Here is a 13836-nt window from a genome sequence, read left to right on the forward strand (position 1 = left end):
AGAACTGATCATGGATATTCTGCTCATCGCCGGCCTGTGGCTCGACGGATCCGCGTGGGACGACGTCGTGCCCGCACTTGAGGCGCTGGGGCACCGCCCCGTGCCGATCACCTTGCCCGGGCAGGGCGACGGATCCACCTCGGCCACTCTCGACGACCAGATGGCGGCCGTGCTCGCCGCCGTGGAGTCGGCGTCGGGAAGGCCCATGGTGGTAGGGCATTCCGCGGCCTCCACCCTGGCGTGGCTGGCCGCCGACGCGTGCCCGGAGCGGATCGCCAAGGTGACGTTGATCGGCGGCTTCCCGGCCGCGGACGGGCCGCCCTACGCCGGCTTCTTCGAGGTGAAGGACGGCGTCATGCCCTTCCCCGGCTGGGGTCCGTTCGAGGGTCCTGACTCCGCCGACCTCGACGAGGAGGCGAGGCAGGACTTCGCGGCCACGGCGATTGCCGTCCCCGCCGGGGTGGCGAGGGGTGTGGTGCGCCTGACGGACGAGCGACGGTTCGACGTCCCCGTCCTCGTCGTGTGCCCCGAGTTCACCCCCGCCCAGGCGCGGACATGGATAACCGCCGGTGACGTGCCCGAGCTGGCCAGGGCGAAGCACCTTGACCTCGTGGACATCGACTCGGGCCACTGGCCCATGATCACCAAGCCGGCCGAGCTCGCCCGCCTCCTGGCCGCGGCCGCCTCCGAGGCCTGACCCGGCCGCCGGCCATCCGGACGGCGTGATGCACGAAGCCGCGATGCCGAGGACACTCCACCTCCTGAGAGGTGGGACAGAAGTAGATGTCGGGGCAGCGGCAATCGAAGATTCATGCGGTGAAGGGCCCGCTTCGCTCGCATGTTCCGCGGTGGTCAGTGTGAGTGGCGGGGCGGGGCGCTGCCACTGCCACCGACGAGGAAGTCAAGGTCCGCTCCCCTGTCGGCTTGCAGGACGTGCTCGCTGTACAGCCGTACCCATCCCCGGTCGGCGGCCGGTCGCGGGGGCTGCCAGGTAGCTCGGCGGTGTTCGAGCTCCGCGTCGTCCACAAGCAGGTCCAGACGGCGCTCCGTGACGTCGACCCGGACCAGATCGCCGGTACGCACGAGTGCGAGGGGGCCGCCCACCGACGCCTCCGGGGCCACATGCAGGATGCAGGTGCCGTACCCGGTGCCGCTCATGCGGGCGTCGGAGATCCGCACCATGTCGGTGATCCCGTCGGTGAGCAGCCGCCGCGGCATGGGCACGTTGCCCACCTCCGGGAAGCCGGGGTAGCCGCGCGGCCCGGCGTTCCGTACCACGATGACCGTGTCGGCGGTGACGTCCAGGTCCGGGTCGTCGGCCGCGACGACATAGTCCTCGATTCGGTCGAACACGAGCGCCGGTCCGGTGTGCCGGAGCAGATGGGCCGAGGCGGCGGAGACCTTCAGCACGGCCCCGGACGGTGCGAGCGACCCGCTCAGCACGACGGTCCCCGAGCCGGCGGGCTGGAACGGCTCCTCCATGGTGCCGATGACCTCTCGGTTCCAGCACTGGGCACCGCTGATGTTGTCGGCCACGCTCTTCCCGCTGACGGTGACGTGGTCCAGGTGCAGCAGGGAGGCGATCTCCCTCATCACCGCCGGGAGTCCGCCCGCGTACGCGAAGTCCTCCATCAGGTACGTGCCGGAGGGCATCAGGTTCACGAGCATGGGCACATCGGCGGTGAGCGTGTCGAAGTCCTCCAGCGACAGGGGGACGCCGAGGCGTCCGGCGATCGCGAGCAGGTGCACCACGGCGTTGGTGGAGCCGCCGATCGCGGCGTTGACCCGGATGGCGTTCTCGAAGGCCTCCCGGGTGAGCACCGTGGACAGCCGCTGGTCCTCTTCCACCATGGCGACGATCCGGCGCCCGGCGGCCTGCGCGAGCGCGTACCGGCGGGAGTCGACCGCCGGTAGGGCCGCCGCCCCGGGCAACTGGACGCCCAGCGCCTCGGTCACACAGGCCATCGTGGAGGCGGTCCCCATGGTCATGCAGTGCCCGCGGCTGCGGGACATGCCGACCTCCGCCTCGGCGCAGTCGGCCGCGGTCATCCGGCCGGCGCGCTGTTCCTCGGTGAAACGCCACACGTCGGTGCCCGACCCGATGTCCCGGCCGCGGAACTTGCCGTTGAGCATCGGACCGCCCGTGATCATCAGTGTCGGCAGGTCGACGCTGGCCGCGCCCATCAGCAACCCGGGCGTGGTCTTGTCGCAGCCGGACAGCAGCACCACCCCGTCGAGAGGGTTGGCCCGGACGAGTTCCTCCGCCTCCATCGCCAGCAGATTGCGGTAGAGCATGGTCGTCGGCCGCATCAGCGGCTCCCCCAGGCTCATCGCCGGGAACACCAGCGGCAGGCCGCCGGCCTCCCACACGCCGCGCTTCACCGACTCGGCCACGTCACCCAGGTGAGCGTTGCACGGCGTCAGCTCCGACCACGTCGTGGCGATGCCGATCACCGGCCGGCCGTCGAAGACGTCGTCGGCGAACCCCTGGTTGCGCATCCACGATCGATGAATGAACCCGTTACGGCCCTCCGCGCCGAACCACTCCTGGCTGCGCAGTGGGCGACCTCTCATCGACATCGGCACACTCTCCGTTATCTGTCCGGCCACCGAGGAGGCGGCGCTCAATGGTGAAGCAAATGATCGGCCGGCGGACCGCGGCCTACCTCAGGCCCCCGACGGACAGTCCGCCGCGCCAGTGCCGCTGGAGGGTGAAGAAGGCGATGATGAGCGGGATCACCGACACGAGCGCGCCCAGGATGATGAGGCTCCAGAGGGAGGTACTGCCCGAATTGTTCGCCGAGGCGATTCCCTGCCAGAGGCCGAGCCCGACGGTGACGGGGAACAGGCGGTTGTCGGAGAGCATCGCGAGGGGCAGGAAGTAGTTGTTCCAGGACGCGACGGCGGACAGGAGCAGCACCGTGACCACCGCGGGCCGCATCAGCGGGAACGCGACTGTGAGGAACGTCCGCATCTCACCCGCGCCGTCGACCCGCGCCGCGTCCAGGATCTCGTCGGGAACCGCGTCGCGCGCGTACACGTGCATCAGGTAGACCCCGAACGGGTTGAGCAGTGACGGGAGGATCACCGCCCAGATCGTGTTCGTCAGGCCGAGCCCGGAGAACATCATGAAGGTGGGGATCACCAGGGCGGTCGCGGGCACCATCAACGCGCCGAGCAGGATCGAGAAGCCGAAGCGCCTGCCGGCGAACCGGTATTTGGCGAATCCGTAGCCGGCCATGACGGCCAGGATCGTGGCCCCGATCCCACCCGCGAGCGCGTACAGCGTGGAGTTGAGAATCCACCTGCCGTAGATGCCGCCGTCGTAGGTGAACAGTCGCTCGAGGTTCCCGAAGTAGTCGACCTGCTCGGCGAACCACAGGGTGTTGCCGCCGCCGAACAGGCCGGGGGCGTCTTTGGAACTGTTGACGATGACCCACCAGAACGGCACCAGGAAGTACACGACCAGGAAGCCGAGGAAAATCTGCAGGGGGAGGTGGCGTTGGGGACGGCGGCGTGCGCCGGCGCCGGAGCTGCCGGTCATCAGAAGAAGCTCCTCCGCTTGCGGGTGAAGAACAGGAAGGCGTAGACGCAGACGAACACGATCCCGCCGAGGGCGAAGGAGATCGCCGATCCGTAGGTGAAGTTCGCGAGCCCGAACGCCTGCTGGTAGGCGTACATGTTGGGGGTGAATCCCGGTGAGATCGTGCCGGCCGCGAGGTATCGCAGGATCTGCGGTTCGTTGAAGAACTGCAGAGTGCCGATGAGTGAGAAGACCAGGATCAGGAGCAGCGCGGGGGCGATCAGCGGGATTTTGATCCGAAGCGCGATCTGCCATTTGCCGGCACCGTCCATACGGGCGGCCTCGTAAAGCGCCGGGTCGATTCCCTGGAGCGCCGCGTACAAAATGATCATGTAGTAGCCGGCCCACTGCCAGGTGACGACGTTGATCAGGCCGTAGAAAATCAGATCGCTGCTGAAGAAGTCGGGCGCGGTGGCGCCGAACAACCCGAAGATGTCGGAGAGCGGGCCGAAGCTCTTGCTGTACAGGAATCCCCACATGACCGCCCCGATGACCGTGGGAATGGCATAGGGAAGGAAAATCATGAGACGGGAGAAGCGGGTGAACAGCGTGGTCACGGCGTCCAGGATGAGGGCCATCGCGAGCGCGACGATGATCTGCAGCGGGATGGCGGCGAGCGAGAAGCGGATGACGAACCACGCCCCGGACAGGAACGTCGGGTCGGTGAACGCCTTCACGTAGTTGCCGAGAAAGACGAAGCTGATGCCGCCGATCAGCTTCTTCTGCCAGAGGCTGAGGTAGAACGCGTACGCGAGCGGCGCGATGAGAAGAGCCAGGAAGACGATCCCGAACGGCCCGACGAAGAGCCACCCCATCAGGTGCTCACGGAGGCGCACCTTGCTGCGGACCTTGTGCGCTTTCTCTTGAGTGCTCGCTGCACTCTCCTTGGTCAGGAGGGTCAATGTGGGCTCCGGGAAGTCGAGGCTGGGGGGTCGTGGGTGGGCCGGGGACGCCCGGCCCACCCGTGGTGTCACTGGACGGTGAACCCTTGCTCCTTGGCGTAGCCCACCACGTCCTCCTGGAGCCGGTCGGCGGCCTCGGCGCCGGTGACGGAGCCCTGGATCATCGCACTGACCTGCTTCGTCATGGCGTCGTAGTAGTACTGGCCGAACGGCGCGTAGGTCATACCCTTGTAGGCGTTCGCCGCGGGGACGTAGACCTCCTTGTTCGCCTGCTGGCCGTCGAAGAACGCCACCTTCAGATCCACGAACTTGGGATCGTTGAGCGCCTTGAGGTTCAGCGGGAAGATGATCTGATTGGTCCAGCCGTCGGTGAGCGACTCCTCGTCGGCGTAGAGGCCGTACGCCGCCTTCGCCGCGAGTTCGGGATTCTTGGCCTGGCTCGTCACCGAGAAGGCCGAACCACCCCAGTTCACCTGCACCGGGTTGGCGGAATCCCACTGCGGGAGCGGCGCCACCGCGAACTTGCCGGTGTCCTTGCCCTTGCCCACGCCGGCGCCGGTGAGGTATCCGGGCGCCCAGGCCGCCGAGATGTACGTCGCGTACTTACCGTTGACCACACCGGCGATGTACTCCGGCGTGAACTGGTCCTGCTTCCCGACCAGGCCCTTCTTGGCGAGGTTCCCCCAGTAGTCGAGCACGTCCTTGGATGCCTGGTCGTTCAGCTTGATGCCGATCGACTCCGGCCGCGCCGGATCGTAGGTGTACGGATTCGCGCCCTTCTGGATCTGCAGCGCCATCATGACGGCCGGCACGTTGGCGCCCAGGTCGCCGAACAGCGGGCCCCCGGCGTCCTTCACCTTCTGCGCCGCCTGCTCGTACTCGGCCCACGTCTTCGGCGGCGTGATCTTGTACTTGTCGAAGATGTCCTTGCGGTAGATCATCGCCATCGGGCCGCCGTCGACCGGCACGCCGTAGACCGCGCCGCCGATCGAGACGTCCTTCCACGCGCCATCGCTGTAGTTCGCCTTCACAGCGTCGAAGCCGTAGTTCTTGATGTCGACGAGCGCCTTCTGGATCTGGAAGGTCGGGATCCGGTCCGCCTCGATCATGATCACGTCGGGGGCGCCGCTGCCCGCCGAGATGGCCGTCTGGAACTTGTCGTACTCGTCACCGCCCTGGCCGACGTTGGTCCAGCAGACCTGCACCTCGTTGTTCTGCTTGTTGAAGTTGTCGACGACGAGCTGCATGTTGGGGTACCAGCCCCAGAACGTCACTACCGGCAGGTTCTTCTTGCTGATCGTGTTCGTGCAGTTGCTCGCGTTGTTTCCGCCCGCGTTGTTCGCGGGAGCGGCGCTTGCGCTCGCGGTGCTTCCGCCCGCAGTGCTCCCGCCCCCTCCCACGTCGGGGGCGCAGGCGGCGACTGCCCCCGCGGCGGCGAGCAGGGCCGCAGCGGTTATCAGGCTGTTTCTCTTCATTGACATGATCTCCCTTTTGGGGGGGTCGCAGCGCACAGAGGGGCCGTGCGCCACCGCTGAGGCCGAGCGATCGGCCGGACCGGGCACGGGTGACACACCCCGTGCCCGGTCCTCTGTGCCGATCCTCAGGTGAACGCTCGGTACGCTCCCGTGCCCGGCGGGCATCACCAGGGCCCCCGATGCCCCGATGTGCCGCCTCCGACGGGGTTTACCTAGCGCTTGAACAGACGCGGCGCCAGATCGATGAGGTTCTTCTGCCACACGTCCCAGCCGTGCGGCCCCTGGGTGACCCCGGCGAACTCGTAGTGGATGCCGAGGCTGTCCATAGTGGGCAGGGACGCCATGACCGACGGGTAGACGAAGTCGGTCACGTCGCCGACGTACAGGCGGAACAGCTTCGTCCCGCTGTTGATGGCCGCCACGTCGACGCCGGTGCCGCTGCCGAAACCGGCCGAGAACGCCGCGACGTACGCGAACTGGCCCGGGTACGCCTTGAGGACCCCGATCGCCTGTCCACCGCCCATCGAGAGGCCGGCGAGGGCCTGCCGCGACGGGTCGCTGGAGATGTTGTAGCGGGCACGGGCCGCCGGAACGATGTTCTCCAGCAGCTCCTTGTTGAAGTTGGAGGAGTTGCCGTTGCCCATCACGACCACCATCGGCACCAGGTCCCCGTCGAGGGACAGGTGGTCGAGGATCTGCTTGGCGCGTCCCATCTCGGTCCAGTCGGTGTAGTTCTGGCCGCTGCCGTGCTGGAGGTAGAGGACGGGATACTTCTCGGACCGGTTCGGGTCGTACCCGGGCGGGGTCCACACCAGCGCGGTCCGCTCCGCGTTCGCCACGGTGCTCTGGTAGGTCAGGCTCTCGACCTTCCCGCCCTGGCCGGCGGGAACGTCCGAGAGCAGGCGCGACCTCTCTCCGGGGATGAAGAAGCTGCTCCAGGTCGGCTCGGAGGTCACCTTCGTGGGGTTCGACGGGTCCTTGACCGAGACCCGGTCGACGATGAACTTGTAGTAGTAGAACCACGGGTCCAGCGGACCCACGGTGGCCCGCCACCGGTCGCCGTCACGGGTCATCGGAACGCGCAGCCAGCTCCCGCCGGGAGCGTCGTTCGCCCACACCGTGACGTGCTGGGCGTCCTTGTAGTCGGTCGTGGTCTCGAAGGTGACGAAGCCGTCCTGCACGAACGGCGTCGGGGTGGTGCCGGGCGCCGGTGGGTGGAACTCGCCCTTCAGCGGCCCGTGACCGGCGCTCGGACCGTGATCCCGCACCGTACGGAACAGCCGCGGCACGAAATCGATCAGGTTCTCCTGCCAGGCGTTCCAGTTCGCCCCGGCGTCGGGGTTGACGCCGTCGAACTCGTACCTGACGCCGGCGCGGTGCAGCGCCTTCGTGAGGCGGTCGGTCGCGTTGTAGGCGGGATCGGTCACGTTGCCGGTGTACAGGCGCACCAGCTTGACCTCGCGGTTGATCGCCTTCGCGTCCGGCCGGCCGGCGTTCTCCGTCAGGAGACCCGAGAACGAGCCGGCGTAGGCGAACTGACCGGGGTGGGTCAGAGCGGCACGCAGCGCCCGCGCCCCGCCCTCGGCCACACCGGCGATCGCCTGGTGCGCCGGGTCGCGCAGGAGCCGGTACTTGTCCGCGGCCGCCTTCCTGAGGTCCTTCAACTCCTTGTCGTCGTCCTGTCCGTTGCCGTCGCCGATCACGACCACCATCGGCTCCATGGCATTGCCGGCCGACAGGTTGTCGAAGATCTGCTTGGCGCGGCCGAGGTCGAGCCAGTCGCCGGCGCTCCCGCCGTCGCCGGATCGCAGGAACAGCGCCGGCAAGGCCTTGGTGCCCTTGGCCGAATACGCCGGCGGCGTCCACACCAGGGCCGACCGCTGCTTGTCCTTCGGCCCGTAGGTCAGAGTCTCGATCTTGCCGCCCTGCCCCTCAGGCGCGTCGGCGAGCAGGCGCACCGAGTCGCCGGGAACGAAGAAGGTGCTCCAGAGCGGCTTGGACGCCACGCTGGTGCTGTTGGTCGGGTCCTTGAGACCTTTGGTGTCGTCGCCGGTCACCTGGTAGTAGTACAGCCCCGGCTTGAGCGGGCCGAGAACCCCCGACCAGACGTCGCCCCTGCGCGTCAGGCCGTACTCCGCCCAGTTGAAGGACGGGCCGAAGTTGCCCTCGATGACGACCTGCGACACCTGGCCCGCGTTGGCCTGGACGTAGGCCGCGGGGACACTGAACGACACATAGCCGTCGTCGGAGACAGTCAGCCACGGCGTGTCCGCCGCCGCCGCCGTCAGCGGCGCGAACAACACGGCCGAGACGGCCATGACTCCGGCGGCGACCACCGCCAAGAGCCGGCGCACGCCCTTGGGGCGTAAAGCTTCGTGGTACAATGACAATGTCATACCGCACTCCTCAATGGTCGGCAGCGGATTGCGCCCGCTGGCCGGCCTGAATCATCGGTGGATGTACCGTCGGTTCTGTTGCCGCACCTCCGTCCGTCTCTGGTTGGCCTTGTTCACCTGTGGCCAGGTGGGTCTGGTAGGTGCACCGCCTTCGGGTGCGTGTGTCTCACGGTCTCGTAGTGAGACTCGGTGGTGCGGTGGAGCCGCGAACCACCAAGCGGGTCGGGAGCACGATTCGGCGGGACTCCTCCCACTCACCGGTCACCAGCCCCTTCAGCATGCGCGCGGCCTCGTATCCGAGCCGGTACATCGACTGGTCCACCGTGGTCAGCCCCGGCTCAGCCAACGCGGCCTCCGGAATGTTGTCGAAGCCGACCACCGAAAGATCGTCGGGAACGTTGAGCCCCAGCTCCGCCGCGACCTCGAGAACCTTCAGGGCCATCCCGTCGCTCGCCGCGAAGATCGCCGTCGGGCGGTCCTCGCGTCCCAGCAACGCGCGCGCCAGCGGAACCGCCGACTCGGGGTTGAAGTCACCTCTGCCGATCAACGCCGGATCAACGGGGACGCCGGCTTCGGTCAGCGCCCTCCGGTAACCCTCCTCACGCGACCACGCGGCCGCCAGGTTGGGGCGGCCCGTGATGAATCCGATACGCCGATGCCCCAGGCTGAGTAGATGCTCAGCCACCGTGGTGGCACCCGCGAGGTTGTCCGCCGTCACCGAGGGCGCCGTCGAGTCCCTCACCGGATCGATGACCACGACCGGCGTGCTGCTCCGCACCTCGCCCCACGGTGTGACCACGATGCACCCGTCGGTGAGCGTGCCCGACAGGCGGGTCAGATGCCGCCGCTCCCAGCCCTCCGAATACGTCCCGTACAGATGGCTGTTGGCATAGACGATCAGGTCGTAGCCCGACTGCGCCAACGCCTCCATCACGCCCTTGAGCACCTCGGCCGTATAGGACTGGAAGCTGTGGGTCACCAGACCCAGGACATTGGTACGGCTACGCCGCAGGCTCGCCGCCACCAGGCTCGACTCGTAACCCAACCGCTCAATGGCCGAACGGACCTGGGCGATGGTGCTGGCGCTGACGCCGTAACGCCCGTTCACCACCCGCGACACGGTCGCGGTGGAGACGCCCGCCAGGCGCGCCACATCACTCATCGTCACCGGCGCACCGCCGTCGACCATGCCGCTCTCCACTGCAATCGTTATCGATTACGTTTCCAGCGCTTAACGTAAGCGACATCGTTTGCGAAGACAAGACCCTTTTCGGCCTCTTAGTGCGCCGACCGTACGCACTAAACCGACATGACCAGAATGCGCAGGCCAGCCAGGTGGGGCGGCGCCGATCACGGCCATCCGTCCCGCGTCAGCACGCCGTCGCCCATCAAGCCGGTGAGGTGGTCACCTGAGGCGGTTCGCCGACACTGACCGTGCCCGTGTACGCCTTTCCGGCCCTCGGCCGGTCGGCGTCGCCGGTAATGGTGAATGTGCCGGCGAGGGTGCGGTTGTCCGCGGAGAAGCCGGCGTACACCTCGATCTGCCCGGTCTCCACGGTGTAGTTCATGTCCCTGTCGTAGAAGCCGAGCTGGCCCGTGGGCAGGTCGAAGCGTACGGCCGCCCGCCGCCCTGGACCGGCGGACACACGGGCGAAACTCTTCAGCTCGAGCACCGGCCGGGTGACCGTCGCCCGCGGGTCGCGAATGTAGAGCTGGACGACTTCCTCGCCTGCTCGATCACCGGTGTTGGCCACGGTGACCTCCACGGTGACGCTGTCCCCCGCGGTCACTTCGGCGCGGTCCAGCGTGGCCAGTTCGATGGCGAACGGCGCGTACCCGAGTCCGTGGCCGAAGGGGTATCGCGGGCTGACGGGCGAGTCGACGTAGTCGCCATGCCAGTGAGACCGTCCGCCCGACACCTTGTGCCCGTAGAAGACGGGAATCTGGCCCACGGTGCGCGGGTAGGAGATGGGCAGCCTCCCGCTCGGGTTCACCTCGCCGAGCAGGACCTCGGTGATCGCCTGAGCCCCGGTCTGCCCCGGCAGCCAGGCCGACAGCACCGCGGCGCAGTTCTCGTGCAGGAAATCGCCGCCGACCGGCCGGCCGGCGACGAGCACCGCCACCACGGGTGTTCCCGTGGCGACGACGGCACGGACCAGGTCCTCCTGAACGCCGGGAAGGTCCAGGCTGGACCGGTCCCGCGACTCCCCCGTGGTGGCCCGGGTCGTCAGCCCCGAACGATCGCCCAGGACCAGCACCGCGACGTCGGCCGCCGCCGCGGCGGCGACCGCCTCGTCGAAACCGTCCCTCGATGGGTCGATCACATCGCATCCAGGGGCGAAGCGCACCCGGTCGCCCAGGCGGGCCGTGAGCTCGTCACGCACCGTGGGCAGCCCGTCCGTGCTCTCCTCGGTCTCGAGGTCGTCGGGGACCGTCATCATCTGACCGAGCAGGCCCTGCCGCTCACGCGCCGCCGCCAGCGACTCCACATGCGCCGCGAAGGAGTAGTCACCGAGCAGGTGCCGGGCGTTGTCGGCGTTCGGCCCGATGAGAGCGATCGTTCCGGCGCCCGGCCGCAGCGGCAGGATGCCGTCGTTCTTGAGCAGGACGAGGCTCCGGCGAGCCGTCTCGAGCGCCACCTCCCGGTGGCGCTCGGCGTTCACCACGGCCGCGACCGCGCCCTCGTCCACGTAAGGGTCTTCGAACAGGCCGAGCTCGAACTTGTGCCGGAGGACCCGCGAGACCGCTTCGTCCAGTTTCTCTTCGCCGACCTCTCCGGCGTCCACGGCGCCTGCCAGCGCGTCCGCGTACGCGTCCGTCGCCGGGAGCTCGACATCGGTGCCCGCGGTGAGCGCCAGGGCCGCCGCCTGCTCCCTGTCCCCGGCGAAGTGGTGATACGAGTGGAGTTGCTCGACGGCGAAGTAGTCCGACACGACGGTCCCCGCGAACCCCCACTCCCCGCGGAGCACATCGCCGAGGAGCTCACGATTGGCATGGCAGGGAATCCCGTCCAGCTCGTGGTAGCCGGCCATCACCGACTGAAGGCCCGCCTCGCGGACCGCCGTCTCGAACGGATACAGGTACACCTCCCGCAGCAGACGAGGCGGAAGGTGCGCCGGCGCCCAGTTCAACCCGCCTTCGGACGCCCCGTAACCGACGAAATGCTTGGCTGTCGCGATGACGCCCTCCGCCAGAGAAGCGCCCTGCAGGCCCCGGATGAACGCCGCGCCCATGCGGGCCACCAGGTACGGGTCCTCCCCGTAGGTCTCCTCGGTCCGGCCCCAGCGCGGGTCCCGCACCACATCCAGCACCGGCGAGAGCCCCTGGTGGCTTCCCATCGCGCGCATCTGCTCACGGACGGCGTCCGCCAGCCGCCGGTTGAGTTCCGGCTCCCAGGTGCTCGCGACGCCGATGGCCTGAGGGAAGATGGTGCCCTCCCGGGCCATCAGTCCGGAGCACACTTCCTCGTGCACGATCGCCGGAATCCCGAGCCGGGTCTCCGTCACCAGGAACCGCTGGATCGCGTTCGCCACCCGCGCCACCTGCGCGGCCTTGAGGCTGGTGGCTCCGGCGATACGGGTCACGTGCCCCAAGCCGTGCCGAAGGACCGCCCGGGCCCGCTCCGCCGAGTACTGACCACCCTCGATCAGCGAGAACGCCCAAGCGCTTCCCAACTGCGCGAGCTTCTCCTCCCGAGTCATCCGGGCCAGCAGATCCGTCACGCGCTCTTCGACGGGCGCGGCCGGATCGGTGTAGATCGCTCCTGACTTCCGTCCCACAGTGGTCACCCGGTACCCCATTCATGATCGCAACGCCGTTCGCGGCGTTGTCGACGACACCGACAGTGGCCTCTGAACACACCTGGCCAGACCGCCACGGGCGCCCTCGTAAACGTGATCGATAACGTTTACAATACAGCGATTGGTGATCAAATCCCCGTTGTCCAGATTTCGCAGGAGAACCGAGTGCACATCGTTCGATACCGGCGGAATGACGACCCCCGCCCACGCATCGCGGCGTTGAACGACGGCGTCCTGTCCACCCTGCCGGTCGCCGGCATGTTCGAGCTTCTGCAGCACCGGAAGGAGGAGATCGAACGAGTCTGCGCCGCTGCCGCCCCAGACTGCTCGCTCAGCGAGGTGCGTCTGCTCGCGCCCGTGGACGGCGCCACGGAGGTGTGGGCCGCCGGCGTGACCTACCTGCGCTCCAAGGACGCCCGCGTGGAGGAGAGCGCCCTCAAATCGGTCTACGAGCTGGTCTACGACGCCGAGCGCCCCGAACTCTTCTTCAAGTCGCCTGCCTGGCGGGTGGTCGTCGACGGCGAACCCGTCGGCATCCGCTCCGACTCGGCGCTCAACGTTCCCGAACCCGAGCTGGCTCTCGTGCTGAACCGCTTCGAGGAGATCGTGGGCTACGTCGTGTGCAACGACATGAGCTCACGATCGGTGGAGGGCGAGAACCCGCTCTACCTGCCGCAGGCCAAGCTGTACGCCGGCGCGTGCGCCCTCTCCTCCGGTATCCGGCCCGCATGGGAGGTCGACCCCTCCGACCTCGCCATCCGCCTGACAGTTACCCGCGAGGGCGCCGTCGTCTGGGACGGCACGACCTCCACCCGGCGGATCCGGCGCCCGTTCACCCAGCTGGCCGCCTATCTGTTCCACTCGGAGAACTATCCGCACGGGGTGGTGCTCTCCACCGGGACCGGCCTGGTGCCTGATATCGACTTCCGGCTGCACGCGGGCGACCTGATCACCGTGGCGATCGACGAGATCGGCGAGCTCCGTAACCGGGTTGCCGTGGGCAAGGACCACTTCGGCTTCCTGACGACCCCGTGACGCCCGGCGGCGATCACTGCCCTGCCCCCGCTCCCCGCCGGGGCAGGGGTGACGGGCGCGGAGCCTACTTGAGGAACGGATGGCGCCGCACCAGTGCCGTGTTCCCCCACCATCTGCCGATTCCCAGGGTGTCCCCGGCGTTCACCATGGCCAGTCCCACCATGACGAGTGCGTAGACGAGACGGTAATCCATGAACGGGTTGTGCTCGGGCGGCAGTTCGGCCGCCCACATGAGAAGCAGCAGCAACCCGCCCAACGCCGCCGCCAGGCGCAATCCGACTCCCAGGACGAGCGCCGCGCCGGTGCCCAGCAGGCCGAGCATGAAGAGCCAGTCCGCCCACGCGTGTCCGGCCAGAGGTGAGAACACCGCTCCCAGGGGCTTCCTCACGGTGCCTTTGAGGTAGCCGGTCGTCGGGCTCGCTCCTCCGATCCAGGCGCGATCGGCCGGAGTGTTGAACCCCCAGCCGAAGGTCTTGTCCAGGAACGCCCAGAGAAACACCCAGCCGATCGAGATCCGGACCAGCGCCCAGATGGAGTCGCTCGGACGAGTGGCCGTACCGACCGCACGGTGCTCGGCGACATGGACGGTCGTGGCACCGCCCCTGTTTCCAGAACCGGCCATCGCCGCCCCCTAGAAGTGTCACT

Annotated in this window: 10 protein-coding genes; 2 read left to right on the forward strand and 8 right to left on the reverse strand. The window is 68.1% G+C overall.

Annotation, left to right across the window (positions count from 1 at the left end):
* Nucleotides 1–10 precede the first annotated feature (10 nt).
* Entirely contained in the window at nt 11–697 is a 687-nt protein-coding gene (locus JOL79_RS01735) for an alpha/beta fold hydrolase (RefSeq protein WP_210153809.1), read from the forward strand.
* Between the two features lie 155 nt (nt 698–852).
* On the opposite strand, the gene JOL79_RS01740 is transcribed toward JOL79_RS01735, so the two are convergent.
* The 7 genes from JOL79_RS01740 to JOL79_RS01770 all read right to left on the reverse strand — a co-directional run bounded on the left by JOL79_RS01740 (nt 853) and on the right by JOL79_RS01770 (nt 12144).
* Nucleotides 853–2574 carry an IlvD/Edd family dehydratase gene (locus tag JOL79_RS01740; protein WP_210153810.1) on the reverse strand — a complete coding sequence of 574 codons (1722 nt, stop codon included), beginning with the start codon at nt 2572–2574 and terminating at the stop codon, nt 853–855.
* Nucleotides 2575–2662: 88 nt separating this feature from the next.
* Nucleotides 2663–3544, reverse strand: a complete 882-nt coding sequence (locus tag JOL79_RS01745; protein ID WP_210153811.1) for a carbohydrate ABC transporter permease — start codon at nt 3542–3544, stop codon at nt 2663–2665.
* Complete coding sequence (locus JOL79_RS33640) at nt 3544–4419, reverse strand: carbohydrate ABC transporter permease (RefSeq protein ID WP_210153812.1); 876 nt, start codon at nt 4417–4419, stop codon at nt 3544–3546. The genes JOL79_RS01745 and JOL79_RS33640 overlap by 1 nt, the downstream gene beginning before the upstream one ends.
* A 134-nt stretch (nt 4420–4553) precedes the next feature.
* The gene (locus JOL79_RS01755) at nt 4554–5960 is read right to left on the reverse strand and encodes an extracellular solute-binding protein (protein WP_210153813.1); all 1407 of its coding nucleotides are present in this window, start codon (nt 5958–5960) and stop codon (nt 4554–4556) included.
* 212 nt (nt 5961–6172) lie between these two features.
* The gene (locus JOL79_RS01760) at nt 6173–8356 is read right to left on the reverse strand and encodes an alpha/beta hydrolase (RefSeq protein ID WP_210153814.1); all 2184 of its coding nucleotides are present in this window, start codon (nt 8354–8356) and stop codon (nt 6173–6175) included.
* A 166-nt stretch (nt 8357–8522) separates the two neighbouring features.
* Nucleotides 8523–9545: a LacI family DNA-binding transcriptional regulator gene (locus tag JOL79_RS01765; RefSeq protein WP_210153815.1), complete on the reverse strand. Its 1023-nt coding sequence runs from the start codon at nt 9543–9545 to the stop codon at nt 8523–8525.
* A 199-nt stretch (nt 9546–9744) separates the two neighbouring features.
* Nucleotides 9745–12144, reverse strand: coding sequence for a glycoside hydrolase family 3 N-terminal domain-containing protein (locus JOL79_RS01770; RefSeq protein ID WP_210153816.1), 2400 nt, complete (start codon nt 12142–12144; stop codon nt 9745–9747).
* A gap of 177 nt (nt 12145–12321) precedes the next feature.
* Here JOL79_RS01770 and JOL79_RS01775 point away from each other — a divergent pair, with 177 nt between their 5' ends.
* Complete coding sequence (locus tag JOL79_RS01775; protein ID WP_210153817.1) at nt 12322–13191, forward strand: fumarylacetoacetate hydrolase family protein; 870 nt, start codon at nt 12322–12324, stop codon at nt 13189–13191.
* Nucleotides 13192–13255: 64 nt separating this feature from the next.
* Here JOL79_RS01775 and JOL79_RS01780 read toward each other — a convergent pair whose 3' ends face one another.
* A complete protein-coding gene (locus JOL79_RS01780; RefSeq protein ID WP_210153818.1) occupies nt 13256–13813 on the reverse strand; it encodes a DoxX family membrane protein in 558 nt (185 codons plus the stop codon).
* Nucleotides 13814–13836: the final 23 nt, after the last annotated feature.

The sequence above is a fragment of the Microbispora oryzae genome (assembly GCF_017896165.1).
Lineage (GTDB): Bacteria > Actinomycetota > Actinomycetes > Streptosporangiales > Streptosporangiaceae > Microbispora > Microbispora oryzae.

Coding starts and splice junctions, on each gene's coding strand:
- JOL79_RS01735 (WP_210153809.1), top strand. CDS start 11: ATGGATATTCTGCTCATCGCCGGCCTGTGGCTCGACGGATCCGCGTGG.
- JOL79_RS01740 (WP_210153810.1), bottom strand. CDS start 2,574: ATGAGAGGTCGCCCACTGCGCAGCCAGGAGTGGTTCGGCGCGGAGGGC.
- JOL79_RS01745 (WP_210153811.1), bottom strand. CDS start 3,544: ATGACCGGCAGCTCCGGCGCCGGCGCACGCCGCCGTCCCCAACGCCAC.
- JOL79_RS01755 (WP_210153813.1), bottom strand. CDS start 5,960: ATGAAGAGAAACAGCCTGATAACCGCTGCGGCCCTGCTCGCCGCCGCG.
- JOL79_RS01760 (WP_210153814.1), bottom strand. CDS start 8,356: ATGACATTGTCATTGTACCACGAAGCTTTACGCCCCAAGGGCGTGCGC.
- JOL79_RS01765 (WP_210153815.1), bottom strand. CDS start 9,545: ATGGTCGACGGCGGTGCGCCGGTGACGATGAGTGATGTGGCGCGCCTG.
- JOL79_RS01780 (WP_210153818.1), bottom strand. CDS start 13,813: ATGGCCGGTTCTGGAAACAGGGGCGGTGCCACGACCGTCCATGTCGCC.